This window comes from Roseibium litorale (genome assembly GCF_014842915.1).
Taxonomy (GTDB): domain Bacteria; phylum Pseudomonadota; class Alphaproteobacteria; order Rhizobiales; family Stappiaceae; genus Roseibium; species Roseibium litorale.
Map to the genome: position 1 here is coordinate 1 of NZ_JACYXI010000011.1, position 25,212 is coordinate 25,212.

Annotated in this window: 26 protein-coding genes; 11 read left to right on the forward strand and 15 right to left on the reverse strand. The window is 60.8% G+C overall.

Translation table 11 applies throughout. The features are described from left to right. Positions 1-179: 179 nt before the first annotated feature. The 3 genes from IG616_RS16120 to IG616_RS16130 all read right to left on the reverse strand — a co-directional run bounded on the left by IG616_RS16120 (position 180) and on the right by IG616_RS16130 (position 3,976). Positions 180-1,313, reverse strand: a complete 1,134-nt coding sequence (locus tag IG616_RS16120) for an esterase-like activity of phytase family protein (RefSeq protein WP_192149200.1) — start codon at positions 1,311-1,313, stop codon at positions 180-182. A 119-nt stretch (positions 1,314-1,432) separates the two neighbouring features. Further along, positions 1,433-2,710, reverse strand: coding sequence for a chromate efflux transporter (chrA, locus tag IG616_RS16125; RefSeq protein ID WP_192149201.1), 1,278 nt, complete (start codon positions 2,708-2,710; stop codon positions 1,433-1,435). An 18-nt stretch (positions 2,711-2,728) separates the two neighbouring features. Further along, positions 2,729-3,976, reverse strand: a complete 1,248-nt coding sequence (locus IG616_RS16130) for an MFS transporter (RefSeq protein WP_192149202.1) — start codon at positions 3,974-3,976, stop codon at positions 2,729-2,731. Between the two features lie 393 nt (positions 3,977-4,369). Between IG616_RS16130 and nadA the strand changes: the two genes are divergently transcribed. The 3 genes from nadA (at position 4,370) to nadC (ending at position 8,022) form a co-directional block, all read left to right on the forward strand. Continuing rightward, complete coding sequence (gene nadA / locus IG616_RS16135) at positions 4,370-5,446, forward strand: quinolinate synthase NadA (RefSeq protein WP_192149203.1); 1,077 nt, start codon at positions 4,370-4,372, stop codon at positions 5,444-5,446. A gap of 100 nt (positions 5,447-5,546) precedes the next feature. Further along, on the forward strand, positions 5,547-7,157 hold the full coding sequence (locus tag IG616_RS16140) for an L-aspartate oxidase (protein WP_192149204.1): 1,611 nt from the start codon (positions 5,547-5,549) through the stop codon (positions 7,155-7,157). Positions 7,158-7,161: 4 nt separating this feature from the next. Further along, the gene (gene nadC, locus IG616_RS16145) at positions 7,162-8,022 is read left to right on the forward strand and encodes a carboxylating nicotinate-nucleotide diphosphorylase (RefSeq protein ID WP_192149205.1); all 861 of its coding nucleotides are present in this window, start codon (positions 7,162-7,164) and stop codon (positions 8,020-8,022) included. 30 nt (positions 8,023-8,052) lie between these two features. Here the strand turns inward: nadC and IG616_RS16150 are convergent, their stop codons facing one another. The 6 genes from IG616_RS16150 to ygfZ form a co-directional block, all read right to left on the reverse strand. Continuing rightward, positions 8,053-8,661: a HupE/UreJ family protein gene (locus tag IG616_RS16150; RefSeq protein ID WP_192149206.1), complete on the reverse strand. Its 609-nt coding sequence runs from the start codon at positions 8,659-8,661 to the stop codon at positions 8,053-8,055. Between the two features lie 181 nt (positions 8,662-8,842). After that, positions 8,843-10,096, reverse strand: a complete 1,254-nt coding sequence (locus IG616_RS16155; protein ID WP_192149207.1) for a cell wall hydrolase — start codon at positions 10,094-10,096, stop codon at positions 8,843-8,845. A gap of 185 nt (positions 10,097-10,281) precedes the next feature. Next, positions 10,282-11,277, reverse strand: a complete 996-nt coding sequence (locus IG616_RS16160) for an NUDIX hydrolase (protein ID WP_192149208.1) — start codon at positions 11,275-11,277, stop codon at positions 10,282-10,284. Positions 11,278-11,307: 30 nt separating this feature from the next. Continuing rightward, entirely contained in the window at positions 11,308-11,814 is a 507-nt protein-coding gene (locus IG616_RS16165; RefSeq protein ID WP_192149209.1) for a tyrosine phosphatase family protein, read from the reverse strand. Positions 11,815-11,912: 98 nt separating this feature from the next. After that, positions 11,913-12,539, reverse strand: a complete 627-nt coding sequence (locus tag IG616_RS16170; protein WP_192149210.1) for a YfbR-like 5'-deoxynucleotidase — start codon at positions 12,537-12,539, stop codon at positions 11,913-11,915. 36 nt (positions 12,540-12,575) lie between these two features. After that, positions 12,576-13,463 carry a CAF17-like 4Fe-4S cluster assembly/insertion protein YgfZ gene (ygfZ, locus tag IG616_RS16175; RefSeq protein ID WP_192149211.1) on the reverse strand — a complete coding sequence of 296 codons (888 nt, stop codon included), beginning with the start codon at positions 13,461-13,463 and terminating at the stop codon, positions 12,576-12,578. 176 nt (positions 13,464-13,639) lie between these two features. On the opposite strand from ygfZ, the gene IG616_RS16180 reads away from it, so the two are divergent. Continuing rightward, positions 13,640-14,974: a dihydroorotase gene (locus tag IG616_RS16180; RefSeq protein ID WP_192149212.1), complete on the forward strand. Its 1,335-nt coding sequence runs from the start codon at positions 13,640-13,642 to the stop codon at positions 14,972-14,974. Between the two features lie 41 nt (positions 14,975-15,015). Here the strand turns inward: IG616_RS16180 and IG616_RS16185 are convergent, their stop codons facing one another. After that, positions 15,016-15,240, reverse strand: a complete 225-nt coding sequence (locus IG616_RS16185) for a DUF2061 domain-containing protein (RefSeq protein ID WP_192149213.1) — start codon at positions 15,238-15,240, stop codon at positions 15,016-15,018. A 178-nt stretch (positions 15,241-15,418) separates the two neighbouring features. Here IG616_RS16185 and IG616_RS16190 point away from each other — a divergent pair, with 178 nt between their 5' ends. The 4 genes from IG616_RS16190 to IG616_RS16205 all read left to right on the forward strand — a co-directional run bounded on the left by IG616_RS16190 (position 15,419) and on the right by IG616_RS16205 (position 19,856). After that, entirely contained in the window at positions 15,419-16,219 is an 801-nt protein-coding gene (locus IG616_RS16190; RefSeq protein ID WP_246476271.1) for a transcriptional regulator, read from the forward strand. Between the two features lie 222 nt (positions 16,220-16,441). After that, complete coding sequence (locus IG616_RS16195) at positions 16,442-17,650, forward strand: L,D-transpeptidase family protein (protein ID WP_281393154.1); 1,209 nt, start codon at positions 16,442-16,444, stop codon at positions 17,648-17,650. Positions 17,651-17,914: 264 nt separating this feature from the next. Beyond that, positions 17,915-19,168 (forward strand): BtaA family protein, encoded by a 1,254-nt coding sequence (locus IG616_RS16200; RefSeq protein WP_192149216.1) that lies wholly within the window; start codon positions 17,915-17,917, stop codon positions 19,166-19,168. A gap of 4 nt (positions 19,169-19,172) precedes the next feature. Beyond that, positions 19,173-19,856, forward strand: a complete 684-nt coding sequence (locus IG616_RS16205) for a class I SAM-dependent methyltransferase (RefSeq protein ID WP_343072385.1) — start codon at positions 19,173-19,175, stop codon at positions 19,854-19,856. Here the strand turns inward: IG616_RS16205 and IG616_RS16210 are convergent. Then, positions 19,835-20,545: a hypothetical protein gene (locus IG616_RS16210; protein ID WP_192149217.1), complete on the reverse strand. Its 711-nt coding sequence runs from the start codon at positions 20,543-20,545 to the stop codon at positions 19,835-19,837. The two genes, IG616_RS16205 and IG616_RS16210, sit on opposite strands and share 22 nt — an antisense overlap. A gap of 157 nt (positions 20,546-20,702) precedes the next feature. Between IG616_RS16210 and IG616_RS16215 the strand changes: the two genes are divergently transcribed. Then, the gene (locus IG616_RS16215) at positions 20,703-21,338 is read left to right on the forward strand and encodes a LysE family transporter (protein ID WP_192149218.1); all 636 of its coding nucleotides are present in this window, start codon (positions 20,703-20,705) and stop codon (positions 21,336-21,338) included. Positions 21,339-21,423: 85 nt separating this feature from the next. Here IG616_RS16215 and IG616_RS16220 read toward each other — a convergent pair whose 3' ends face one another. The 4 genes from IG616_RS16220 to IG616_RS16235 all read right to left on the reverse strand — a co-directional run bounded on the left by IG616_RS16220 (position 21,424) and on the right by IG616_RS16235 (position 23,407). Further along, on the reverse strand, positions 21,424-21,696 hold the full coding sequence (locus tag IG616_RS16220) for a hypothetical protein (protein ID WP_073008921.1): 273 nt from the start codon (positions 21,694-21,696) through the stop codon (positions 21,424-21,426). Positions 21,697-21,885: 189 nt separating this feature from the next. After that, positions 21,886-22,230, reverse strand: a complete 345-nt coding sequence (locus tag IG616_RS16225; protein ID WP_246476272.1) for a TIGR02301 family protein — start codon at positions 22,228-22,230, stop codon at positions 21,886-21,888. A gap of 153 nt (positions 22,231-22,383) precedes the next feature. After that, positions 22,384-22,818 carry an NUDIX hydrolase gene (locus tag IG616_RS16230; RefSeq protein WP_192149220.1) on the reverse strand — a complete coding sequence of 145 codons (435 nt, stop codon included), beginning with the start codon at positions 22,816-22,818 and terminating at the stop codon, positions 22,384-22,386. Between the two features lie 76 nt (positions 22,819-22,894). Then, entirely contained in the window at positions 22,895-23,407 is a 513-nt protein-coding gene (locus IG616_RS16235) for a hypothetical protein (protein ID WP_192149221.1), read from the reverse strand. A gap of 79 nt (positions 23,408-23,486) precedes the next feature. On the opposite strand from IG616_RS16235, the gene IG616_RS16240 reads away from it, so the two are divergent. Beyond that, a complete protein-coding gene (locus IG616_RS16240; RefSeq protein WP_192149222.1) occupies positions 23,487-24,242 on the forward strand; it encodes an SOS response-associated peptidase in 756 nt (251 codons plus the stop codon). 77 nt (positions 24,243-24,319) lie between these two features. After that, positions 24,320-25,147: a class I SAM-dependent methyltransferase gene (locus IG616_RS16245; protein ID WP_192149223.1), complete on the forward strand. Its 828-nt coding sequence runs from the start codon at positions 24,320-24,322 to the stop codon at positions 25,145-25,147. Positions 25,148-25,212: the final 65 nt, after the last annotated feature.

Here is a 25,212-nt window from a genome sequence, read left to right on the forward strand (position 1 = left end):
CTCTCCAAGCGGGAAAAGGAAGCGGCAGGGAGCCATGATGACTGCGGGTGAAAACCCGATCCCCGCACGGTCGCCTGCCACTGCTCTCCCGGCAGTTTAGGGGCCGGGAGAGCACCCCATCATAACATCGGCAAGAACAAACAATCCCCAGGCTTCACAAGGGGGCTTTGCCGCAGGTCTTAGCGCGGACGTTTCAGGACTTCGAAGGCGAGGAACTGGGTGGTCTGCTCCGCATTGAAATTGTTGTCGGACGCAAGGATCAGCACGTCGGTGCCGTCCTGTCCCTTGGCGAAGGTCATGGCTTCGACATTGTCCGGCGTCAGTCCAATGGCGCCGAGATCCAGGATCTGGGTCTTGCGGACAGGAACGATCCGCTCTTCCGTGGTGGACAGGCTGCCGATCTTCGACACATCCGTTGCCCCGTCCAGGTCGATCATGAACAGGCGGATGGTGTTGCCAATGTCCTGCGCATAGCCGCGCTCCAGGGTCAGCAGACGGTGATTGTCCAGCGCCAGGATCTCCGGCATGCCGTTGTCGTTCCAGCCATCCGCCTTCACGGGTGCCTGGGGGATGGGGCTGACCGGATAGACATATTGTGCCTTGGCAAGGCCGCTGGTGGCGTCAAAACGGATCAGGCGGGCAAGGCTGCCGTTGGTCAGGGTGGACGCAGGGCCGTCCTGATAGAGAGCGGCCTCAAGACCCACGATGATGTCGCCGTCCTTCATGACGGCGAGGCTTTCGAAGGCGTTGTTGTTGCGGATGCCGCTTGTCTTGTCAGCGCTCGGTGCAAAGCCCTCCGGCAGAACAAACTCGCGGACGAACTGGCCGTCGTCGCCCGTCACGCGCAGGAAGGGCGGAAGGCCTGCTTTCGCATCGCCCTCGCTGGTCCATAGGATGCCGTCCTGGCTGAAGCGGATGGCTTCCGGATCCACGGTCTTTTCGGCAAAGGGCTTGCCGTTGGTGTCGAGCAGGGTGGTCGTTTGGGACACATTGACCGAATGCAGCCCCTTTGCATCTACCTGGATATCAAGATCATAGAAGCGCGCAGGCGCCTTCTGCGAACGGTCATCGGAGATGGCGATAAAGCGCCGGGACGGGAAGTCGTAGTCGAGACCGGAAATGCCGCCAAACTCAACACCGTCGATCATCGTTCCGGTTGGAAGCGTGACTTCTCCAAGGAAAGACAGGCTGATGGAGGCCGAGCAGTCTGAAAGAGGGCAGGGCGTGTCGAAACGGGTGCCGGTTTCAAGCGCGAGTGCCGGGGCGGACAGAAGGAAGGCGAAGGAGGCGGAGACCAGAAGGCGGTTCAGCATGGGAAACTCACTGGACGAGAAGGGAGCTGCCCGCCCAAGAGACGGACAGGGACCGGTTCCATATGCGCCGCGCCGATGAAACCTCGGCTACGGTTTCCTGACGCTTCTGTGACATTCAATCAGAGCTGAATAAGATTGATGGCCCAGCCGCTAGCGGCCATGAGGACAAGCGTTTTGCCAAGGCCGAGATGCAGGCGCAAAAGCAGCAGGGCAGCGAGGGCGGTGAGCGTTGCTGCCCGCCAGTCAAGCGTGGAAACATCCGGCACCCAGAGTGCTGCGGGTCCGAAGCTCTGCCGCGAGACCTTGCCGAAGAGCGCATGGAGCGCGAACCAGAGGCCGAGGTTGAGAATGACTCCGGCCACGGCTGCGGTGATGGCGGCGAGTGCACCGCGCAGGCGGGGAGCACTGTCCAGCCGCTCGATGAAGGGCGCACCAGTGAAAACCAAGAGGAAGCAGGGGGCGAAGGTGACCCAGAGGCCAACGGCTGCACTTGCCAGCCCAAGCCAGACCCCGCCTGCCTTCTCACCGGCCAGATAGGCGACGAATTCCGTTACCAGAATGAGCGGTCCAGGCGTTGTCTCGGCAAGGCCAAGCGCGTCGATCACCTCATTGGCGCTGAGCCAGCTGCGGTTTACGGCCACCTCCTGCCCCAGATAGGCCAGCACGGCATAGGCTCCTCCGAAGGTGACGACAGCCAGCTTCGAATAGAGAATGCCAATCTGGCTGAGCAAGTGTTCGGGCCCAGCGGCCGCGACCAGGACGCCCAGAGGCAGCAGCCAGATGCAAAGCCACGTCAGAGCGGTGACAAAAGCCGCTTTTGACGAGTTTTGGCGGCGGGGGGCTGGTGCTGTTGTAGTGTCCTTCCGGCTGATCAGATATCCGTAGACACCGGCAGTCAGAACGATCAGCGGGAAGGGCAGGGCAAAAATGAAGATCCCGGCGAAAGCCAGCCCTGCCAGCACCCAATGGTCTATGCCCTTGAGCGCTCTTTTGCCGATCCGCAGAAGCGCTTCAATAACGATGATGATCACCGCCGATTTGATGCCGAGAAACAGAGCTTGCGTGAATGGGGCGGTGCCGAAAGCGCCGTAAAGACCAGCGAGGAGCAGAACGACCACCGCGCCGGGGAGCACAAAGGCGAGGCCTGCGATCAGGCCTCCTAGCGTGCCATGCAAACGCCAGCCGGACCAGGTGGCAAGCTGCATCGCCTCCGGGCCGGGCAGCATCATGCAGAAACTGAGGGCGTTGAGATATTGCCGCTCTGTCAGCCACTTGCGCTCGTCCACCAGAACCCTGTGCATGAGCGCAATCTGCGCTGCTGGTCCCCCGAAGGACAGGACGCCGATCTTGAGCCAGACTATCGCGGCTTCCCGGAGGCTGGGGTGCTGTTCAGTCATCCAGCCTCCATTGCATTGTCAGACTGTCCCGGCGCTGAGGCGGGCAACGGGCTTTTCCTCGATCGGCCAGTGGACGATGGCAGCGAAAATCCCAAGCGCAATGCCTGCCCACCAGATCGGGTCATAAGACCCTGTGGCCTCATAAATCTTGCCGCCCAGCCAGACGCCCAGGAACGAGCCGACCTGATGGGAGACAAAGACGAAGCCAAACAGGGTCGCCATGTAGCGCGGACCGAACATGACAGCGACCAGACCAGAGGTTGGCGGGACGGTGGAGAGCCACAGGAGACCCATCGATCCCGCAAACAGAAGCACAGAGGCAGGAGACGGGGGGAGGATCAGGAAGATCGCGATTGCCACAGAGCGGGCAAGATAGATCGTGGACAGGAAAATGGGCTTGGAATAGCGCCCGCCAATATAGCCGGAGATCAGGGAGCCTGCGACGTTGCAAAGCCCGATCATGGCAATTGCGGCAGCACCCCAGGACGGGTCCATGCCAAGATCGGCGATATAGGGGGGAAGGTGAACCGTGATGAAGGCCAGGTGGAAGCCGCAGACAAAGAAGCCGAAGATCAGAAGGATAAAGCCCTTGGTGGCGAAAGCTTCGGCGATTGCCTGCTTCAGGTTTTGAGAGGCGACGCCAGCTTGAGATGCAGGAGCCTCGCTTTTGCCCCGGATGGCAACTGCAAGGAAGGGGATCAGCATCATCAGGCCGGCAAAGACGATCAGCGTTTGCTGCCAGCCCACGCCCTCGAGCAACGCGCCGCCGAGGGGGGCGAACAGGAACTGTCCGAGAGAGCCGGACGCCGTGCCGATGCCGAAGGCAAGGGAGCGCTGTTCCGGGGTCACTGTCCGGCCAAAGGCTGCCAGAACCAGAGAGAACGAGGAAAACGCGATCCCGAGGCCGACCAGCACGCCTGCGGATATATGCAGAATCACCGGTGTGGTGGCATCCGCCATGAGATAGAGGCCGGAAGCATAGAGCACGGCGCCCAGTGTCATGGTCTTCCAGGTGCCGAAGCGGTCAGAGCACATGCCTGCGACCGGCTGGCCAAAGCCCCACATGAGGTTCTGGATGGCGATCGCCAGACCGAAGATCTCGCGGTTCCAGTCACGCGCTTCCGTCATGGGTTGCAGCAGCAAGCCCATGGCCGAGCGCGGGCCGAAGGAAAGCAGGGCGATCAGGCAGCCGCAGGCGATGATCAGCGGAATGTTCGGGCGGCCAGAGGCGGCGGCTGACGGAATGGGGGACGGCGTGCTGCTCATTCGGATCTCTCACCAAAGGCCAATCGGAACATTGAGAGTACGCGGGAGACGGGATCCGCAGAAACGATATTTCGTGAAAGACCCATCAGCAACGCGAATGAAAGCCCCCGTGCAGGTCATGAGAACCGGGTTGTCATGCGGTGAAAGATTGGCCCCCATCTGCCCTTCTTGCATGCAAAGGTCGCATCTGCGCGCTGAATGGATCAGGCAAGATCATGAAATGATGAAGCTTTTGAGACAAAACGCCCGGTTTCGTGAATGCCTATGGATTTTCCACTTTCAAGGTTCTATATAAGCTCTGAAAGAGCAGAAGGTAGAGCAAGGGCGATACGGCCCGTTTTCTTTGGCAATAGATATACTCAAATTGAGTATAAAGTCCTGAGGGAGGTCCCCATGACCATCACCAGTTCTCCGGCCGCCTTCAAGGGTGCCACTCCCGTCGCTCTGGAGCGTTATGGCCGCCTGCCGCGTCCGGATCTCAGCTATACGCCGGAAGTCGCCGAAGCGACTGCTCCGATCTACGAGAAGCTGAAGCACATCATCCCTGCGATCGAGTGGCCAGCACTTGCTCCGACCATTCATGCTATCAATCTGCTGAAAAAGCAGCGCAATGCGGTGATCCTGGCACATAACTACATGACGCCGGACATCTACCACGGTGTGGCCGATATCGTTGGTGACAGCCTTCAGCTCGCCATCGAGGCAACCCGTACGGATGCGCAGGTCATCGTTCAGTGCGGCGTGCACTTCATGGCCGAGACCTCGAAGATCCTGAGCCCGGAAAAGACGGTTCTGATCCCGGATATGCGGGCTGGCTGCTCGCTGGCCGAGTCGATCACTGGCGCCGATGTCCGCGCCCTGCGCGAGCGCAATCCCGGTGTCCCGATCATCACCTATGTGAACACCTCCGCCGATGTGAAGGCCGAGTGCGACATCTGCTGCACGTCATCCAATGCGCTGGAAGTGGTCGAGAGCTTTGGTGTCGACCGGGTGTTCCTCATTCCGGACAAGTATCTGGCCGCCAATGTCGGCAACAAGACCGATGTGGACGTTCTGGTCTGGGATGGGGCTTGCGAGGTGCATGAGCGCTTCACCGCCAAGGAGCTGCGCGACTACCGCAAGATCGAACCGGACATCAAGATCATCGCCCATCCGGAGTGTCCGCCGGAAGTCGTCGCCGAGGCTGACTTTGCCGGCTCCACCGCGCATATGATCGACTGGGTGAAGACCCGCAAGCCGGAGAAGGTGATGATGATCACCGAATGCTCCATGGCCGATAATGTCGCCAGCGAGACGCCGGGCGTGAATTATATCCGTCCGTGCAACCTGTGCCCGCACATGAAGCGGATTACACTGGACAAGATCCTCGACACCTTGGTCGAGATGAAGGAAGAAGTAATCGTCGATCCGGTCGTCGCCGAAAAAGCGCGAATCGCGGTCGAGCGGATGATCAATCTGAAGAAGAACTGATCGATCATTCTAATCTGTAGTGAAGGCTGCTGCCGGACATTGGCTCCGGCAGGGTTTTCGATCCGGCTCCTCAGGTGCCGGTTCATCATGGGACATTCCTATGGGCATTTCGGTCGAAGATTTCGCCCCCGCGCTTGCGGGCAAGGACGTTGATGACGTCGTCATTCTGGGCGGCGGTCTCGCCGGTCTGTTCTGCGCGCTGAAGCTCGCACCGCGGCCGGTCACCGTCATCTCCAACGCGGCCATCGGCCAGGGGGCATCCTCTGCCTGGGCACAGGGCGGCATCGCGGCGGCCGTGTCCGACCAGGACACGTTCGAGAAGCACCGGGACGACACCCTCGCCGCCGGTGCAGGGATCTGTGAGCGCAAGATCGTAGAGCAGATGACCCGGGAAGCGGGCGACCGTGTCCGCGATCTCCTGTCCTATGGCGTTCCCTTTGATCAGGATCTGGAAGGCCGTCTTCAGCTCTCCCGCGAAGCAGCTCATTCGGAAAACCGTGTCGTGCGCGTGCGCGGCGACATGGCGGGCCGCGCCATCATGGACGCGCTGATTGCCGCCGTCCGCAGGACCCCGTCGATCCGCATCCTGGAAGGCTTCATCGGTGAAAGCCTGATGGGCGAAGGCCGCTATGTGACCGGGGTTCTGGCGCGCAAGCGCGGCGGCCTGGAGCGCATGGCGTTTCCGGCCCATGCAGTCGTTCTGGCCTCCGGGGGCATTGGCCATCTCTACTCGGTCACCACGAACCCGGGCGAAGCCAACGGCCATGGTCTGGCCATGGCGGCCCGCGCCGGTGCGGTGATCGCCGATGCAGAATTCGTCCAGTTCCACCCGACCGCGTTGAATGTCGGCAAGGACCCTGCGCCGCTGGCGACGGAAGCCCTGCGCGGGGAAGGGGCGACCCTGATCAACTCCGCCGGTGAGCGGTTCATGACCAAGGTGCACGACCTGGCAGAGCTTGCGCCGCGCGATATCGTGGCACGTGCGATCCACCGGGAAGTGGCCTCTGGCCGTGGTGCGTTCCTCGATTGCCGTGCAGCCGTTGGCGGCGCGTTCAAGGACCGCTATCCGACGGTCTACGCGGCCTGCGTGGAAGCTGGCATCGATCCGGCGACCCAGCCAATCCCCGTGGCTCCTGCGGAGCATTATCACATGGGCGGTGTCCTGACGGATGCCAATGGCCGTACGTCGCTGGACGGCCTGTGGGCTGCCGGTGAGGTTGCGTCCACCGGTGCCCATGGTGCGAACCGCCTTGCATCCAACTCCCTGCTGGAAGCGGTCGTCTTTGCCGCCCGTATTGCGGATGACATTCAGGGTCTCATGCCGACCCCGCGCAGCGCTTACTGGAACGAACTCGATAGCGAGCCGGGCCTGCCGAGCCAGCGCAACGTGGAGGAACGCGACGCGATCAGCGCCCTGCGCGAAACCATGGGCCGTAATGCCGGCGTGGAGCGGGATGCGGACAGCCTGCGCCGGGCGCTGGCCGATATTGCTTCTGCCGAAGCGCGCTGTGAGCGGGTATCGATCCGCAACATGATGATCGCAGGGCGGATTATTGCCGCTTCCGCGCTTAAGCGGACCGAAAGCCGGGGTGGACACTTCCGTTCCGATTTCCCGGAAGCCGATCCGGCACAGGCGCGCCGCTCCTTCACCAGCCTGAAGGAAGTGGACGCGATTGCGAAGGAAGCGGCAGCTGTGGCCGCAGGAGACTGATCCGATGGCCGGATATCTGCCCGAACTGCCCCGCCTGATGGTTGACGAAGCGGTCAAGGCGGCTTTGCTCGAAGACTGGGGCCGGGCAGGGGATGTGACCAGTCAGGCTACCATTCCGGCGGATGCCCAGGCAACGGCGGTGATTGCCTCGCGCAAGCCCGGTGTTCTGGCCGGTCTGGCCCTCGCAGAAAGTGCCTTCCGCCAGACTAATGCCCAGGTTCGCTTCGAGGCTGTTTTGCAGGACGGAGCAAGGCTGGAAAAGGGGAGCGTTGCCGCCCGCATGTCAGGGCCTGCCCGTGCCATCCTGTCAGCCGAGCGCGTGGCGCTGAATTTTGCCTGCCATTTGTCGGGTATCGCCACGGCCACGGCCCGGTTCGCCGATCTGATTGCCCACACGCAAGCCAATATCGTCTGCACCCGCAAGACCACACCGGGCCTCAGGGCTTTCGAGAAATATGCCGTGCGTTGCGGCGGCGGCTCCAACCACCGCTTCGGCCTGGATGATGCCATCCTGATCAAGGACAACCACATCGCCGTCGCAGGCGGTGTGCGCCCGGCCATCGAAGCGGCCAAGGCTTTTGCCGGTCATCTGGTAAAGATCGAGGTAGAGGTCGACACGCTGGACCAGCTGCGCGAAGCGCTTGCCTGCAAGCCTGATGTGATCATGCTGGATAACATGGGGCCGGATCAGCTGCGTGAAGCCGTTTCCATCGCCAATGGTCAGGTGCTGCTGGAGGCTTCCGGCGGGATCGAGGCCGATACGATTACGGCCATTGCCGAGGCGGGTGTGAACCTCATCTCCTCCGGCTGGATCACCCATTCCTCCCCGATTCTGGACCTGGGCCTGGACATCGAGATCGGATAGGCGCGGCGGCAAGCCGCCACGCCTTCCTGCTTAACCAGCGATTAGAAAAAGGCCTGCGGCGGCGGTCAGGCCGCCGAGAATGCGGGTTGCTATTTCTCCGCGGCGGGTGTCCGCATCAAGGCCGTTGCGGGTGCCAAAGCCAATCAGAACACCTGCCCCATGCAGCAGTGCGGTGGCGCAGACAAAGCCGAGACCATAGGTCAGGACGGCTGCAGCCCCCATTTCACCGCCATGAGCGTGCCCGTGAAAGAGGCCGAAAATGCCCGTGATCACGGCGCAGGCGGCAAGCGGCAGCGGCAGGGCCAGGGCGACCAGGGCACCGATGGCCACGACGCTTGCGAGGATCATCGGCTCGACAAAGGGCAGATGCACGCCGCCGAGAGCCAGCAGGAAGCCTGCGACCATCGAGCTGACAAAGGCAGTCGGCAGCGCCCAGATAGCCTTGCCACCTGCCAATGCGCCCCATAGGCCGACGGCAATCATCGCAAGGACGTGATCAAGACCGAAGACGGGATGGGTAAATCCGGCGGCAAAGGAGCCGTGTTCGGACGGATCCAGATGGGCAAAGGCCGGGCTGGAGAGGGCGGTGAGGCTCAGCGAGAGCGTGCCAAGGGCCAGAAGCCCGCGAAGATGTGTCATGAGAGATCCTCTGAGGTGAGTCGATCATGCACCCCGGAATGGGTCGTGCGGGACCTAACAACCTTTCAGGGGCCAGTTTGTCAAATTTCCCGGGCTCTTGTCTTGTTGAAAGCGCGGGCAGCAAAAAGAAAACCCCGGAACCGGTCCGGGGTTTCTCACCGTGCTCTTGCGATAGGTTCGATCAGTTCCAGCCGCCGGCATAGGTCTTGTAGAATATGTGCTCGCCGATCTGACCGCGCTTGACCATCGACTTGCGCCAACGCGGTGCCACATAGGTGGCATGGTAGTGGGTCGAGGCATCGACCATTTTCAGATATTTGGTGCCGCCGATCACGTCCTTCGCCAGACGCTGAGCCGTTTTCCAGCTGTCCGGCTGGGTGATCCGGTCCGGAATGCCGTCGCAGGCAAAGGAGAACTGGCAGCGGTTGAACTTGTTGCGGTTCTGATAGACGACGCCGCAGATCGAATCCGGATAGGCGGGGTTCTTGACCCGGTTCAGCACGACCTGACCAACGGCCACCTGGCCATCTTCGCTTTCACCACGGGCCTCGAAATAGATCGCCTCTGCCAGGCACTTCTGTTCCTTCGGCTCCATGACAGAGAGCGGCAGGGGCTTTTGTGCCCACCAGTGCGGATTGTTCGGATCTTCCGGCGGCGGCATGTCGTCTTCGTATTTCGGAGCGCCGAACAGCGCGTCGAACGGCTGACGGGTGTCCATCACCGATTCTGGAGAATAGGCGGAAACGAGCGAGAAGCTGGCGGCAGCGGCGTTGCGGGCCATCATGACCTTCTGAAGGTCGATCGGCCTGCCGTCCGGGTGCTTTGCAGAACTGTCGGCCAGCTGTGTGCCCGTACCATGCGAATAGGGTTCCGGCAGCACAAAGGCTACGCGGGGCATGTCGTCATGCTTTTCGTCGCCAATCAGGCTGGGCATGGAATAGACGGCGCCAGCCGCCATATCCACCATTTGCCGGTCCGGTGCCAGGGAAACGAAACGGTTGCCCTTGCCGGTCCGGTTGATCTCGATCTCGTCCGGAATCTCGGTCGGGAACTGCTCGCGGGCAAGAGATTCGAGCCCGGTGACTTCGGTCGCCTGCACGCCCTTGGCGGCAGAGGTCAGCAGCAGCTTAGGCGCACTGGCGGGATTGTCCCGCGCAGCCAGCTGCTCGTTGCTGCCAAGCGCCAGGGACGGGGTCACGCTGGTGGCAAAGTTCGCCGGCTCCAGTGCCATCATCCAGCGCGGCGTTTCCTTGTGCTGCGCTGTCAGCAGGGCAACGATATCCTGCTGGCCGATAGAGGCTGTCATCGTGAGGAAAATGGCGGAACCTGCCAGGGCAAGGCGCTTGAGGCGGGCTGCCGTGGACTTCAGCCGGACCTTCCGGGGAAGGGCACGGGATGATTGCCGCCCTGAAGGGCGGTTACGCGGGCCAGACATACGCAGCCAACTCCAACTCGATACGCGCAGGACCACATCCAGTGCAGGTCCCCAAAACCGGTCAGTCCATGTCCGACCTCTAAAATTAAAAGTGCGCTCTTAACCTTGAAAGAGAGTTAATGAGCGCAAGAAACCGCGCATCTCCTAGGGAAATGGACGAAAACTCAATCAGTTATGGTTAAAGGTCAGCGGCCGCCAACGCGCAGCCCCGGTGCGGGGCGCTCTTTCAAAAGCTCATGGCGGAATCGGAACAGGGCGGCAGGACGCCCGCCTGTTTCCGTCGATGTAGCCCCCGTTGGTTCCACCAGATCGGCATTCTCAACAAGCCGCCGGAAGTTCTGCTTGTGCAGATGGCGGCCGGAAATGGCTTCAACGGACGTCTGCAGCTCGGTCAGGGTGAAGGATGCGGGCATCAGCTCGAACACGACCGGGCGGTATTTCAGTTTGGCCCTGAGGCGGGAGATCGCCGTGGCGAGCACCCGCCGGTGGTCGAACCGCATGGTCCGTCCAAAACGCGGCAGACTGCCCCGGTCGAGGGCCGCGGCCCGCTCGTCCCGGAGCGCTTCTCCAACAAGGCCTGCTTCATAGAGAAGCTCATACCGTTCTAGCGCCCGCTCTTCGTCCCACTCGCCCGCAGCGCCCGAAAGGGGGGCGCCGAAGGCAATCTTCAGGCGCTCTTTACGGGTGAGCGCCCGCTGCGGCGAGGTGTCATCCGGCGCCTGTTCTGCCCAGGCTGACAGAGCAGGAATGATCTCCCGGTCGAGAATTGAGGGTCTGCCGTTGCGCCAGTCTTCCCAGGGGAAATAGTCATACCAGGAGCGCCAGGCGGAATGATGCCGGGCGAGGACGTCCTCAGATCCCGGTGTCTGCCGGGTGAGGGCCAGATACCCTACCGAGACCACATGCGGCCCGGCGTCGTCGCTGGTGCGGTGCCTGCCCCGGTCCCCGAAGGTGTAAAGCTGTTCGATATAGCCGAGCCGGAGAGCCGTTTGTTCTTCCACCCAGGATCTGAGGCCGATCTCGAAAGTGCGGTGATGCAGAGGGTCGAACGCGCCAAAGGGCAAGCTGTCGGGCTCCAGGCCATCCGGATCGTCCACCTGCACAATCAGAGGAACCCCCCGTGCCACGGCCACGATAACGGCGTTGAGGCCGATCTCAATCGCGGCTCCGGCTGAGTTCATGTTCTGCTCCCCTTTGGTTCTGGCGGCATCTTACTCCAGCGGCAGGGAAAAAGGCGTGCCTTCAAATGCGTCAGCGCCCCGGCCGATGCCACGGATGGCGTCAATCATACGGCCGTTTCGTTGCAGCAGCTTATCTGCGAAGGCAACGAGCCGGGCATTGGGCGTGGCGGACGGGGCATTCCGGCGCAGGACCTGGGCCAGCTCTTCTTCATCCGCCTCAGGTCTCAGGGCACAGGCGGTGATATAGGCCCCAGCCGTCGAACGGCTGATGCCGGCCCAGCAATGGATCACCAGAGGGGCCGACCGGTCCCAGGCTCTGACAAAATCCAGGAGCCGCTGCACGTGCAGTTCCGCTGGAGGCAGCAGGCCTTCGACAGGCGTCACAATGTCGTTGAAGCCAAGGAACAGATGGCGCTCTGGAGCAATCCCCTGAGGCGTTGGCACCATCGTCTCCGCGTTGATCAAGGTGACCACATGGGACGCGCCCGTTCTGGTGACGGTCTCTGTCAGACGGGAAAGGGAGCAGACGTGCAGCATGGCGATCCGTTTCTTTTGATTGAAAGAATCCTAGCGTCTCTGGGCTGTCAGGTCACCCGGCAGCCCGCCTGTTTCAGGAGGTTTTCCCGGTTTGGCTGTTACTTTCTGGCCGCTTCGATCTGATTGAAGCGCTCGAGAAATCTCGCTTGAGCCTGAGACGCAGGCAAGGGAGCGAGGCCGAGGCGGGCTGGGGTCTTTCCGCCTGGAGCATAGGCCTTGGGCTTGCCGAAGATCCGGTCCGCCTCCTTTTCATCGAACCCGGCCAGTTCGATCGCCTCATAATAGGCGCAGATGATATCCGCCTGCTTGGCAAGCTTCTTGATGGCAGGCGGGATTTCGGCAGGCAGACTGAAGCGCACGTGAATGGCCGATTGCAGCCGGTGTTCCACCGCCTTGTAGGCGCCGCCCATCACCGCTTTGAAGGGGGAGATCATGTCGCCGATCACATATTCCGGACCATCGTGAAGCAGAACCGCCAGCTGCCAGTCCGGCGTCAGGTCGGGCTTCAACTGCCTGGCAATCTCCTCGACCACAAGGCAATGCTCTGCCACGGAGAAGGCATGGTCCCCATAGGTCTGTCCGTTCCAGCGGGCAACACGGGCAAGGCCATGGGCGATGTCGGCCACTTCCACATCAAGCGGCGAGGGGTCCAGAAGGTCGAGGCGGCGGCCGGACAGCATGCGCTGCCAGGCTCGGGGTGATTTGGAAGGTTTATCAGCGGCCATGAAATCGGAATGCTTGAATGGAGAGGAAGGCAAGGCTCAGTCGTTGGATACCGTTTCCGGCCAGCTGAACTTCGCCCATTCTGGCAGACGGACTGTGATTGGAACATCCCCTGCAAGGAGGGGAAGGTCCTGATCCAGCGCCGCCTTCACTTTATCCAGCCGGAGGAGGGCCAGTCCGTTCTGCCCTTGTGCGGAGGTCAGGGACCCGACAGCCCGGCCGCCAGCGGTGACTTCTGCGCCAGAGGCGGGCAAGGAGGCTTCCGCTTCGACCTGGATGATCCGCTTGCGGGCTGTTGACCGGTGCTGCATGCGCGAGACGACTTCCTGCCCGACGTAGCAGCCCTTGGTGAAGGAAACGCCGCCGAGCTGGTCCATATCCGCGTCATGGGGGAAAATGTCCGAATAGGCAAAGTCGGCTAGTCCTTCAGGCACGCCAAGCGCAATGCGCAGCTCATGATAGGCCTCGAAGGTGCTTTGCTCCGCGCCTGCGCTGGCAAGAGCACGGGCGATCCCGGTCACAGGTCCGAGAACCCGCTGCCCGAGAGCGGCAAGGCGTGGATCTGCCACCGTCAGTCCGTTCTGAAGGACGGGGGCAGCAGCTCCCCATACGGCAACGGTGCCTTCGGTCACGTCCAGAAGGGTGATCTCGACCTTCGCCCTGAGCCGGTAGAAGGTCAGGCGCTTGGCAAGATCGGCAGCGGTCTCGCGCGGCGTATCCAGAAGATAGCCGTCATCGGTTCGGGCGATGAGAAAGTCGAAGAGGATCTTGCCTTGTGGCGTCAGAAGAGCGCCGAAGCCTGCGGTTCCCTCTGCAATGGTCTCCACGTCGCAAGTGACGAGATTGTGCAGAAAATGGGTGGCGTCAGCTCCGCCAATCCGGATCAGGGCGCGGTTTGAAAGCACGGCGAACTGTGAGTGTGTCATGACGCAAGCCCCTTTGATGCGGGATCCGGATGGATCATCCGCTGCCCCTTGCCACATAGTCAGCTTTGGCCCTGCGGGCAAGGCCAGGATGCCGAGCTGGTTGTTGTTGAGGGTGGCCCTTCCCCGATCATCCGCGTATAAGCCTCCCGGAGCAAACACGAGCGGGAGTAAAGTCCTTGAGCCAGACCTATGATGTGATCCTGAAGGGCGGAACCGTTGTCAACCAGGACGGCGAAGGGAATCGGGACGTCGCGATCCGCGGCGGGCGTATCGTTGGGCTGGGTCAGTTCGATTCTTCTCTGGCGGGCGAGACCGTCGACTGCACGGGTCTGCATGTCCTGCCGGGCGTGATCGACAGCCAGGTGCATTTCCGCGAGCCGGGTCTGGACCACAAGGAAGACCTGGAATCAGGCTCCCGCGCAGCCGTCATGGGCGGTGTGACCGCAGTCTTCGAAATGCCGAACACCAACCCACTGACCACCACTGCCGAAACGCTGGCGGACAAGGTGAAGCGTGGCCACCATCGCATGCACTGCGATTTCGCCTTCTGGGTCGGCGGCACCCGCGACAATGTGAAGGACATTCCCGAGCTGGAGCGCCTTCCGGGCGCTGCCGGCATCAAGGTCTTCATGGGTTCTTCCACGGGCGACCTCCTGGTCGAGGATGATGCTGGCGTGAAGGCCATTCTGTCCACGACCCGCCGCCGCGCGGCGTTCCACTCCGAGGACGAGTTCCGTCTGCGCGAGCGCAAGGGCGAGCAGGTCGCCAACGATCCGCGCAGCCACCCGGTCTGGCGCGACGAGATCGCAGCCCTTCAGTGCACGCAGCGTCTGGTGCGGATTGCCCGCGAAGCCGGTGCCAAGATCCACATCCTGCACCTGTCGACAGCAGAAGAAGTGGACTTCCTGATTGACCACAAGGATGTGGCTTCCATCGAGGTGACGCCGCACCACCTGACCCTGACCGATGAGGCCTATACCCGCCTAGGTACGCTGGTTCAGATGAACCCGCCGGTGCGCGCGCCACGGCATGCCGAGCGTCTGTGGTGGGGCCTTGAGCAGGGCATTCTGGATATCTTCGGCTCAGACCATGCGCCGCATCTTCTGGAAGAAAAGCAGAAGCCCTATCCGGCATCGCCCTCGGGTATGACCGGTGTGCAGACCCTTGTTCCGATCATGCTTGACCATGTGAATGCCGGCCGCCTGAGCCTCGCCCGCTTTGTCGATATGACCAGTGCAGGTCCTGCCCGCTTGTTCCAGACCGCCCGCAAGGGCCGGATTGCCGTGGGATATGATGCGGACTTTACCGTTGTCGACATGAAGAAGCGCCAGACCATCACCAATGACTGGATCGCCTCCAAATGCGGCTGGACGCCTTACGACGGCAAGGAAGTTACAGGCTGGCCGGTCGGCACAATCGTTCGTGGTCAGAAGGTGATGTGGGAAGCCGAGCTTACCGGTCCTTCGAAGGGCGAGGCGGTTCTGTTCCAGGACGGCCTGCCGCGCAACTGAGGCGCTTTGCCTTTATGAAAGCCGGAAGCGGTCCGCTGATCTCAGCGGGCCGCTTTTTCCATGTTTGACCGTCTGCCCCAGCCGATCCTGTTCCAAGCCAGCTCATGCAGGAAGAAGCAGACGAAACCAGTTGCCGATGCGGTCAAAGCCAAGGTCAGTGCCTGCAGAAAGGAACCTGTATGCGGCAGGCTCAGAAATGTCATCGTGACAATGCCCATTGTCTGCCAGGTCAAGGTCTTGATCAGGGTGCGGCGGGTGGTTTCCAAGAAGGCCTCCTACGGTGGGTCTGAATGTCAGCCATACCCGGTGAGGCCGCGATGCAGGAAGTTTGCATTTTTGCAGATTAAATCCCGATTTGTTGATTCTTATCACTTATGGTGACTATAGTCTGAGATGGACAAGCGAGAGCGATCCCTTCTGTTCCGTGACCGTCTGAACGAAGCTATGCAACGCGCAAGCATGAGCCGTGCTGCATTGGCCCGTGCTTGTGCTGTCGACCGTTCGACGATCGCCCTGTTGCTGGGAGACGATCAAGGCCGGTTGCCGAACGCGCATCTCGCTGCCGAATGCGCTTCTGCCCTGTCGGTCAGTGCCGATTGGTTGCTGGGATTGACCGAGCGCAGCGAAACGGCTGCGGATTTGCTGGACTCCTCTTTCCGCGTGACAGAGGCAGAGCGTTCCTTTGCCGATGCGCGGATCGACGAATGGCACCGGGAAGCCGCCGGCTACAAGATCCGCCACGTGCCCGCGACGCTACCGGATTTGCTCAAGACCGACGCTGTCTTCGAGTTTGAATATGCGGCGTTCCGGGACAAGACGCCGGATCAGGCGATTTCCGCCATGCGCAGCAGGGCAGACTGGCTGCGGCGGCCAGGGTCCGACTATGAGATCTGCTGTTCCCGTGAGCTTGTGGAGTCGCTTGCGCGCGGTGAGGGCTATTGGCGCGGATTGCCGAAGGCCGCACGGGAAGAGCAAATCGAGCATATGGCCCGTTGCTGCCGGGATCTCTACCCCTCATTGCGTCTTTATCTTTACGACACCAAGGTCGTTTTTTCGGCGCCGGTGACCATTTTCGGGCCGCTTCTGGCCGTGGTCTATATCGGCGGCCATTACATGGTGTTCCGGGAGAACCGGCAGATCCGTGCACTGACGGATCACTTCGATCAGCTGGTCCGGGACTCCGACACGGATGCCCGCTCGGCAGCTTCGCTGATCGCGGGACTTGCGGACTATTGCCGGGACTGAGCCATTTCCGGCAGGTGCCCTAAATGTGATCTTCGTTACAGCCTAAAAGGCGGCATTGCCCATATTATCAAGGGCAAGATGGCTGGAACGCTTTGGTAACCTTGTTCAATAACGTAAAATACACAGCTTGCCGTTAAAGCTTTGTTCGAGCTTTTGTTTGGTTTTGAGTAAGGGGCTCGTGCGATGCATGTCCACGGTTCGACTATTAAGACGTCAACGTTTTTGACCGGTATCTCGCGGTCTGCCCGCATTTCTGCCGCTGCGCTTGCGGTGGCAGCGTCATTGATGGCGCCGGCAGCAGCACGCGACAAGCAAGCCGCAGGCAACACCGGGACCGCTACGGACAATGCCCCCCTGCAGATGATGGTGTCCTTGAAGGAGCAGCGGATTAACGTTTACCGCGGCACCGAACTGGTCACCAGTTCGCCGATCTCTTCCGGCAAGACCGGACATGCGACCCCGACCGGTGTGTTCTCTATTCTGGAAAAGCGCCGCAAGCATTTCTCCAATCTCTATGACGATGCGCCGATGCCTTTCATGCAGCGGCTGACCTGGTCAGGTGTGGCACTCCACGAAGGCCGCGTGCCGGGCTATCCGGCCTCTCATGGCTGCATCCGTCTGCCGCGTGCCTTCGCGCAGGATCTGTTCGGCCTGACGGAGCGTGGCCTGCATGTGGTGGTCACACAGGACGAAGCCGTGCCTCACATGGTCTATAGCGCGGCGTTGCCGCAGCCGATTGCCGTTGGCAGCACGGTTGCCAGCCTATCGCCCAAGATGATCGAAGCTGACCCTGCTCTGCGGGGATCCATCGAAACCGGTTCGATCCAGCCGGACGTTGGGACCGCAAATGAAATTCCGGAAAACTTCAACCAGCCGCTCCGGATGATCGTGACGCCGCGTGCGCCTGAGAACCAGATCAAGACACTCCAGCGCCTTCTTGGGCAGATGGGCTTTGACGCAGGTCCCGCCGATGGCGTGGCCGGCCGCAAGACCCGCGCAGCAATTGAATCCTATCAGGAAGGGGCCGATCTGCCGGTCACAGGCCGGATTACGGATGGGCTCGTCAGGTCGGTCTATGCCGATGCGGGATATGTGACGCCGACGAATGCGGTTCTGCGCATCCGCCGCAAGTTCAAGGACATCTACGAAGCCGGTGTGACGCTCAAGGAGCCGGCTGCTCCCATCGGTACCCATGTGTTCACCGCTCTGGGGTTTGAACATGGCGCGACCCGCACCGAATGGATGGGCGTTGCTGCCGAAGGCACGGAATCTGGAACCCCGGAAGAGGCGCTTGCCCGTCTCGAGATCTCCGAACCGGTTCGCCGGGAATTGGGCCAGATGCTGACCCCGGGCAGTTCCCTGATCATTACCGACCGCAGCTTTGCCCGCAACACGGGTCTCGGCACAGATTTCGTGGTGATCACGAAATAAAGTGTGCCTCTGACGCTGACCGGGCACTGCGCTTCCCGCTCGCCTTCATCCCCGCAGTTGATGCGGGATGAAGCTATTCCACCACTCCCGGCGCACATAAGCTGCTCCATATCTTCCTATGGGGAAGACCGGCCCGCCCGGAAAACTACTTTCCCGCGGAAATTTGCCGTTTAATCGGCTCAGCCCGTTCTTGCGTCACCAAACTGTTGCAAGTCTCACGTATCCGGGTCCGAACCCGAGGCAAGGATTACGGGAGAGGGCAAGATGACGTCCGGAACTTTGAAAGCATCGAAAGACCGGCTCGGCAAAGCCGTTCACCGCTCCAGCGCCACCTCGCGGGAAGGCATGCTGGAACGCCTCTTCACATTCGCCTTCAAGGGTCTTGTCTATCCGCAGATCTGGGAAGATCCGGATGTGGACATGCAGGCTCTCAAGCTGACCCCGGCCTCCCGCATGGTGACCATAGCGTCCGGCGGGTGCAACGTCCTATCCTATCTCACGGCCAATCCGGCGGAAATCATCGCTGTCGACCTGAACCGGGCGCATGTTGCCCTTGGACGGCTCAAGCTTCTGGCGGCCAAGCGCCTGCCGAACTACGACACGTTCTACCGTTTCTTCGGCGAAGCGGACGAGAAGGCCAATATCGCTGCCTATGAGCGGTTCCTGCGCGACGAGCTGGATCCTGCCTCCCGCAGCTATTGGGAAGGGCGCGATCTTGCCGGCTGGGGCCGCAAGCGCATCTCGCTCTTCTCCCGCGACCTCTACCATCACGGCCTGCTGGGCTATTGCATCGGGGTCGGCCATTTCGTCGCCCGCCTTTATGGTATCGACCCGAAACACATAATCCGCGCCCGCTCGCTGGAAGAGCAGCGCAGCTTCTTCGATACCGCTTTGGCGCCGCTCTTCGACAAGCGGCTGGTGCGCTGGGCAACCTCCAAGAAGATGTCGCTTTATGGTCTGGGCATTCCGCCCGCGCAATATGAGGCACTTGTCTCTGCCAGCGCGGAAGGGGACATGTCCTCCGTGCTGCGCCAGCGTCTGGAAAAACTCGCCTGCAACTTCTCCATGGCGGACAATTATTTCGCCTGGCAGGCCTTCAGCCGCGGCTATGCGCCCATCGAAGGCGGCGAAAGCGGTCCCTTGCCGCCCTATCTGAAGCGGGAGCATTTCGAAGCGATCCGCGAGCGTGCAGGGCGGGTCCGGGTTCTGAACCGGAACTTTACCGAGCATCTGCAGAGTGAGCCGGACAGCAGCCTGGATGCCTATGTGCTTCTGGATGCCCAGGACTGGATGACCGACGCCCAACTGAACGGGCTGTGGGAGGAAATCACCCGCACCGCCAAGCCAGGCGCGCGCGTGATCTTCCGCACCGCTGCCGAGCCGACCCTGTTGCCGGGCCGGGTCCGGGACGAAACACTGGACCGCTGGACCTATGAGGCCGAGGAGAGCCTCCGGTTGAACAGTCTGGACCGCTCTTCGATCTATGGCGGGTTCCATCTCTATGTCTTCAAGGGATGAGGCTGTGCCGGCAACGGCAGACACCGCCAGGGTCATGGATGCGGTCTACCGCAACCAGCGCCATTTTTACGACCTGACCCGAAAGTATTATCTTCTGGGCAGGGATCTTCTGATCGAGCGGCTTGAGCCGGAAGACGGGGCAAGCGTTCTGGAGCTTGGTTGTGGAACGGGGCGCAATCTGATTGCGGCAGCCCGCCGTCATCCGAATGTCCGCTTTTATGGCATCGACATCTCCTCGGAGATGCTGGAAACGGCCACCGCCAATGTGGCCAGGGCCGGGTTGGCTGATCGGATCAAGCTGGCGAAAGGCGATGCGTCCGACACGTCAGCGCCTTCGGTCTTCGGCGAGGGCGCCTTTGACAGGGTCTTCTATTCCTACACCCTGTCGATGATCCCGGTCTGGCGGGAGGCACTGCAGACGGGCGCGGGCGTTCTGGCGGAAGGCGGCCGGATCTTGGTCGTCGACTTCGGGCAACAGGAGCGGCTTCCGGGCTGGTTCCGTGCCCTGCTCCATGCCTGGCTGGCCAAGTTCCACGTCACCCCGCGCGCGGGGCTGGATGCAGAGCTTACAGATCTGGCGGCGGCAGAAGGTCTTCAGAAGCGCTTCCTGGCGCTCTACCGGGGCTATGCCGTCTACGCGGAACTGGGCGCAGACGGCGCAAGCCTTTATTCGCCAGCGACGAAATAGTGCAAGGTGCCGTCCTTGCCGATACCGACACGATAGAACAGCCAGACCCCATAGGCTTCCATCTCGGCAAAGTCCGTCGCGGTGATCAGACGGTACATTTCGACCTTCTGCTCCTTGGTCAGGGCGGAGAAGGGATAGCGCGCGAAATACGGCCAGATGTACATTTCCTGAGGTGTGCCTTCATCCACGTGAATGAAACCGGCATCCAGCGTGTCAGCCAGGATGGCCAGAACCTCAAGCCCATCCTGGTCTCCGGAAACGCTTTTCAGGAACTCGATCGGATCACCGGTTTCGGTCAGGGACAGGGTCGGAGGAACCTCGTTGGACTCCAGCACCATGCGGAGCTTTTCCATGTCTCCCGACTTGGCGGCATCCATGAGCTGATCATGCATGCGGGCGACGAGCGGTGGCAGGCTGGAGGTGCCATAAAAAACTTGCGGCACTTCCGTCGGCGCATTCGGGCTCTGTGTGATGGGCTGAAGGTCTTCCTCTATAACAGGCAGGCTTTCTTCCACATCGCCGTTCCCGGCGCCCGAAGCGTCTGGCAGATCTTCATCCGGAATCGACGCCGCGCCAGGGTTGGTAACGGCCGGCGCAACCAGGATAGTGTCTGTCTTGACCGTCTTGGCGGCGGCAGGAAGCGCTCCCGCGCAAACCATAAGCACCAAGGCGATTGCTGTCCTCAACATGAGCGGCTCCCGGCTGTCTCTTCTGGTGATGGGCACTCAATACACATATTCGCCCCCTTGCGGCTACTCACAATCCGCTTGTGTCCTCCGGGACTTGCGTCCGTGTAACAGGCCCTGTATCGACCCCCTTAAAGAGCCCAGTGCGGAAAGCGAGCGCGTGACAGACTTGTTCTATATTCTGATCGGGGTCGTGATCGGCATTGTGACCAGCGCTCCGGTCGGACCCGTCAATATCATGACGATCCGCCACGCTGCCCTGAGGGGTTGGCGCGAGGGTATTGTCGTGGGCTCGGGCGCGGTTCTGGCTGACACGCTTTATGCGGGCGTTGCAATCTTCAGCATCTCGGCGGTGACCCAGTTCATTGAGGGACATGCCGACTGGATCAAGCTGGCGGGGGCTTTGCTGCTTACCGGATTTGGCCTCAGGATCATGATGAGCCATCCACATATCGAGACCGGAGAGCAAGAGGGGATGCAAGGCATGGGACGGGACGCTGTTGCGGCCTTCCTGATGACCATCACGAATCCGGGGGCTGTGCTGGGTTTCATCGCGATTATCGGCGGACTTGGACACTGGAGACCCGAGCCCGAAGACCATATCGGCAGTCTTGCAATGGTGCTGGGAGTGGCTCTCGGAGCCCTGTCCTGGTGGTGCCTGGTATCGGCAATGGTTGCGCGCTACAGCTCGAACATCGACGATGCCTGGCTTGAACGGGCAAACCGGATTGCCGGTATTCTCTTGCTGATCTTCGCGCTGACGGTCTTTGCAGATCTTTTCCTGAACTTTATCTAAGCCCCGGAAACATTCGGTGTTGAATCAAACAGGGCGGCAAGGCCGCCCCGATGTCAGTTGCGCTTTTTGCGGATCCGTTTCCGGATCACTGCAGAATACGGTTGACCGTGTAGTCGCCGCGCAGGATGCGGTCCGGAAGACCCTCGGCAAGCTTGGCGACGGCATCTTCGCCGTAGGTCGCCACAAGGTCTGCCAGTGCCGTGAACATCGCCGCATGGGCTACAGCATCCGTGTCGACACCGGAAGCGATCGCTTCTGCCCAAGCGTCAGAGATGAAGCCGAGAGCTGCCCGCCGGATATCCTCGTCTTCGGCGAATTCTGCTTCCATCTCTGCTTCGTTGAAATCGTCGTAAGTCATTGGTCCCCTTGCCGCTTTCTCCCGCGCAAGCCCCCCGGGAGCTGAAAGGCGGATAACGAATCTCTGATTAGAATCCTAGCACGGAGGGGCTGAGTGTTAACCGGGGGTGAACATCTTCTTAACGTCCACCCACAGTAATGATTGCGGCAGTTAACCAGTTAATAAGAGATGACGCAGGGGATTGGCTGATTACCGCCCGTAGCGGCCGGTCACGTCCGAGATCAGTTTCTGGCCTTCGGCCACATACTGTTCCATTGCGAGACGCGCGGATGGTGTGCAGTTGCGGTAAACCGACGCGAATCCGCGATAGCCCTGATTGAACCGCTCGACGAAACGCCTGCGCCGGTTCGGTTCTTCCGCCTCCGCCTCAAGAAGCGACTGCATCTGGTCCCGCCAGCCGGGCGTGTCCCTATTGCCGCAAAGCGGGCGCAAAACGTCCAGGGCTCCGAGAATCTCGGCAAGGCGCATCAGGCCCGCTTCATAGGGAGGAGTTTCCCGCTCTGTCTGAGCTGCAAGCGGGGAGGCCGTCAGCAACAACGCTCCCGCAAAAAGGCTCAGGCATGACTTGGGAAACCGACGGAACTTCATGGCTGGGATCATGCTGGTTTCGCAAGGCAACCGCAACATGGAAGCTCAGTCAGGCCGGGGAAATTTGGTGGACGGCAACGCAAGCCGGTAAAGCCCGTATCAGGTCTTTGGTGCCAGCAGGCGGCGTATCCTGCCCGGTGTGCCAGGCGTGGTTTGCAGCCCATCCAGCATGTCAGGTGCAAACCAGCGTGCATCCCGCGCATCGTCTCCAGCTCTCAGCGCGCCGGAGACATAGGCCGCGGCAAAGACGGTCAGGACAAAATGGCTCTGAACACGGCCCTGATCATCGTGCTGGATACTGTCAAAAATTTCGGCTGGCTCGGTCAGGGCTGCCTCTAGGCCCGTTTCTTCGAGAAGCTCCCGGGCGGCGGCTTGCTTCAGGGTCTCTCCGACCTCAACCATTCCGCCGGGCAGGCTCCAATGCCCCTCGAACGGGGGCTTGCCGCGCTTGATCATCAGCACCAGGCCATCGTGATGGCACAGCACACTGACACCGAGAAGCGGAACGGGGGGGTAAAGCCGGGGCACACTCATGAGAGCATTTCTATCATGCGGCGACTGTCACGCCAGCTCAAACAGCACAGCGCGGGTAAAGTGCCCCTGGAAGCTATCAGGCAAACAGGGCGTCGATTTCGGCCTGTGCGTCGTCGCCTTCAAGCTGAATTGCATCAGGCCGCACATGTCCGTGAATGACGCCGCTGGCGCTTGAGATCAGAGGTTTGATCTCATTGGTTGCGACATCCGCGATTTGCTGGGCGACAATCGAAATGTCCGGTGTCGTGCGGATGAGTTCCTGTGCGGTGTGCACGGCTTCGTTGATTTGCGAAACCTGCTTTTCCAGATGAGACCGCAGTTTCACAGGGGCAGCGTGGTAGGCGAGGATCGCCAGCTTTTTGTCGGAAAAGTTGGAACTCTCGAAATGAGCTTCGTAATCGAGTGGTTCCCAATCCAGAACATCCGTTGCGCAATCCGGCATTGCCGGAAGCATCTCGAGCAGCATGACCACTTCGTTGAAATGGTTCAGGTAGTCCGTGGCAAGCCCGGTCGATGGATTGATATTAGCCTGTTCCAGCCTATCGGCGGACAGAAGTCCAGCACCTAGAACTGGAGCATCGAGTTCCATTCTTGTCCCCCACGAAATACACTAGAGTGACCCTAACTTGTCTTTGTTGCCAATTAACTAACTTCATAGAGGCGGATTTATGTGCGGTCGCTTTGCTCTTACTTCCCCTCCCGAGGCCGTACGGAGCATGTTTGGATATGAGGAGCAGCCAAATTTTCCGGCGCGCTACAACATTGCTCCCACCCAACCAGTGGCAACGGTCCGCAATGAGCATGGCAAGCGGCATTTCGAACTTGTCCGCTGGGGGCTGATACCCTCGTGGGTCAAAGACCCCGCAAGCTTCACGCTTCTGATCAACGGCCGGGCAGAAACGGTTCTGGAAAAGCCGTCCTTCCGGAATGCCATGCGGAACTGCAGATGTCTGTTTCCCGCGACGGGTTTTTATGAATGGCGGCGCACGCCGGAGGGCAAGCAGCCTTTCTTCATCCGCCCGGTGGACGGCGGGACCATGGCGTTCGCCGGGCTTTGGCAGACCTGGTCTGACCCAGATGGAGGTGACATCGACACTGCGGCCATTGTGACAACCCGCGCGAATGATCTGATGGCGCCCATCCACGATCGCATGCCCGCCATCATTTTGCCGGAGCAGATCGGCGACTGGCTGGATACGGCTAATGTAATGGCCAAGGACGCCCGCAAGCTATTGAGGCCAGCTCCGGACGGCTATCTCGAAGCTGTTCCGGTATCGTCCCGGGTCAATTCTGTTGCCAATGACGATGAAGCCTTGATCGAGAGGGATGAAATGGCGGCGCTCAAGGCTCCTTTGCCAGCACCCAGGCGTAAGAAGACAGGAGGAGAGCTGCCGGACAATCAAGGGCAGCTGGATCTCTTCTGAAGCGCCCTTGCCAGAAACTGCTGGTCTGCTGGGGCAGGGAAAGCTATGAGGGCGCAAATTCATAAGGTAGCCGCAACATGATCGAATTTGACGAAGACGCCCTGGCCGACGCCTATAACCGTGGCCTCGAGCTGGAAAAGTCCGGGGATCTGGACGGTGCGGAAGCGGCCTACCGGCAAGCCCTTGCGATCGATCCGTCGGATACAGGCGGTGTAACGATCCGCTTGGCTGCCATGGGCCGGGCACCTTCACCGGAGACCATGCCGGAGGCTTATGTTGCAACACTCTTTGATCAGCATGCTGATGTCTTTGACGATATTCTCGTAGACCAGCTCGGCTACTGTGTTCCTTTGATGCTGAGAGAGAAGGTCCGGGATCTGGGCATTGGCCCCTTCGAACGTCTTCTCGATCTTGGCTGCGGCACCGGCCTCACTGGCCTCGCCTTTGATGACTGTGCCGCCCACAAGACCGGGGTGGATCTTTCCGAGCGGATTGTCGAACTGGCTTTTGACCGGGAGGTTTATGATGACCTCTATGTGGGCGAAGCTGTATCCTTCCTGGAAGAGTTCGAGGAAGACGACGGCAGCATGCCAGCCTGGGACTTCATCGCGGCCACCGATGTCTTTCCCTATCTGGGGGCTGTCGAGCGGATGATGGCCGGGGCCGCAAACCGGCTGGTGCAGGGCGGCTACTTTGCCTTTTCCACCGAGACGCTGCCCGAAGACGTGCTGAACGGCCGCCCCTATATTGTCGGGCGCAAGCAGCGCTTTGCGCAAGGGGAAGGGTACCTGCGCAATTGCCTGGATGCTGCCGGGTTCGAATTATTGCTGCTCGAACCAATCACCGTCCGTCTTGAAGACGGTGACCCCGTGCCCGGCCATCTGGTCATCGCCCGCAAGGCGTAAGGCTGGTTCAGCCGTGAAAAAGCGGGAGCCATTGGCCCCCGCCTTTTGTGAGTCTTCCGTTGAGT

Coding starts and splice junctions, on each gene's coding strand:
- IG616_RS16120 (WP_192149200.1), bottom strand. CDS start 1,313: ATGCTGAACCGCCTTCTGGTCTCCGCCTCCTTCGCCTTCCTTCTGTCC.
- chrA (WP_192149201.1), bottom strand. CDS start 2,710: ATGACTGAACAGCACCCCAGCCTCCGGGAAGCCGCGATAGTCTGGCTC.
- IG616_RS16130 (WP_192149202.1), bottom strand. CDS start 3,976: ATGAGCAGCACGCCGTCCCCCATTCCGTCAGCCGCCGCCTCTGGCCGC.
- nadA (WP_192149203.1), top strand. CDS start 4,370: ATGACCATCACCAGTTCTCCGGCCGCCTTCAAGGGTGCCACTCCCGTC.
- IG616_RS16140 (WP_192149204.1), top strand. CDS start 5,547: ATGGGCATTTCGGTCGAAGATTTCGCCCCCGCGCTTGCGGGCAAGGAC.
- nadC (WP_192149205.1), top strand. CDS start 7,162: ATGGCCGGATATCTGCCCGAACTGCCCCGCCTGATGGTTGACGAAGCG.
- IG616_RS16150 (WP_192149206.1), bottom strand. CDS start 8,661: ATGACACATCTTCGCGGGCTTCTGGCCCTTGGCACGCTCTCGCTGAGC.
- IG616_RS16155 (WP_192149207.1), bottom strand. CDS start 10,096: ATGTCTGGCCCGCGTAACCGCCCTTCAGGGCGGCAATCATCCCGTGCC.
- IG616_RS16160 (WP_192149208.1), bottom strand. CDS start 11,277: ATGAACTCAGCCGGAGCCGCGATTGAGATCGGCCTCAACGCCGTTATC.
- IG616_RS16165 (WP_192149209.1), bottom strand. CDS start 11,814: ATGCTGCACGTCTGCTCCCTTTCCCGTCTGACAGAGACCGTCACCAGA.
- IG616_RS16170 (WP_192149210.1), bottom strand. CDS start 12,539: ATGGCCGCTGATAAACCTTCCAAATCACCCCGAGCCTGGCAGCGCATG.
- ygfZ (WP_192149211.1), bottom strand. CDS start 13,463: ATGACACACTCACAGTTCGCCGTGCTTTCAAACCGCGCCCTGATCCGG.
- IG616_RS16190 (WP_246476271.1), top strand. CDS start 15,419: ATGCAACGCGCAAGCATGAGCCGTGCTGCATTGGCCCGTGCTTGTGCT.
- IG616_RS16200 (WP_192149216.1), top strand. CDS start 17,915: ATGACGTCCGGAACTTTGAAAGCATCGAAAGACCGGCTCGGCAAAGCC.
- IG616_RS16210 (WP_192149217.1), bottom strand. CDS start 20,545: ATGTTGAGGACAGCAATCGCCTTGGTGCTTATGGTTTGCGCGGGAGCG.
- IG616_RS16220 (WP_073008921.1), bottom strand. CDS start 21,696: ATGACTTACGACGATTTCAACGAAGCAGAGATGGAAGCAGAATTCGCC.
- IG616_RS16230 (WP_192149220.1), bottom strand. CDS start 22,818: ATGAGTGTGCCCCGGCTTTACCCCCCCGTTCCGCTTCTCGGTGTCAGT.
- IG616_RS16235 (WP_192149221.1), bottom strand. CDS start 23,407: ATGGAACTCGATGCTCCAGTTCTAGGTGCTGGACTTCTGTCCGCCGAT.
- IG616_RS16240 (WP_192149222.1), top strand. CDS start 23,487: ATGTGCGGTCGCTTTGCTCTTACTTCCCCTCCCGAGGCCGTACGGAGC.
- IG616_RS16245 (WP_192149223.1), top strand. CDS start 24,320: ATGATCGAATTTGACGAAGACGCCCTGGCCGACGCCTATAACCGTGGC.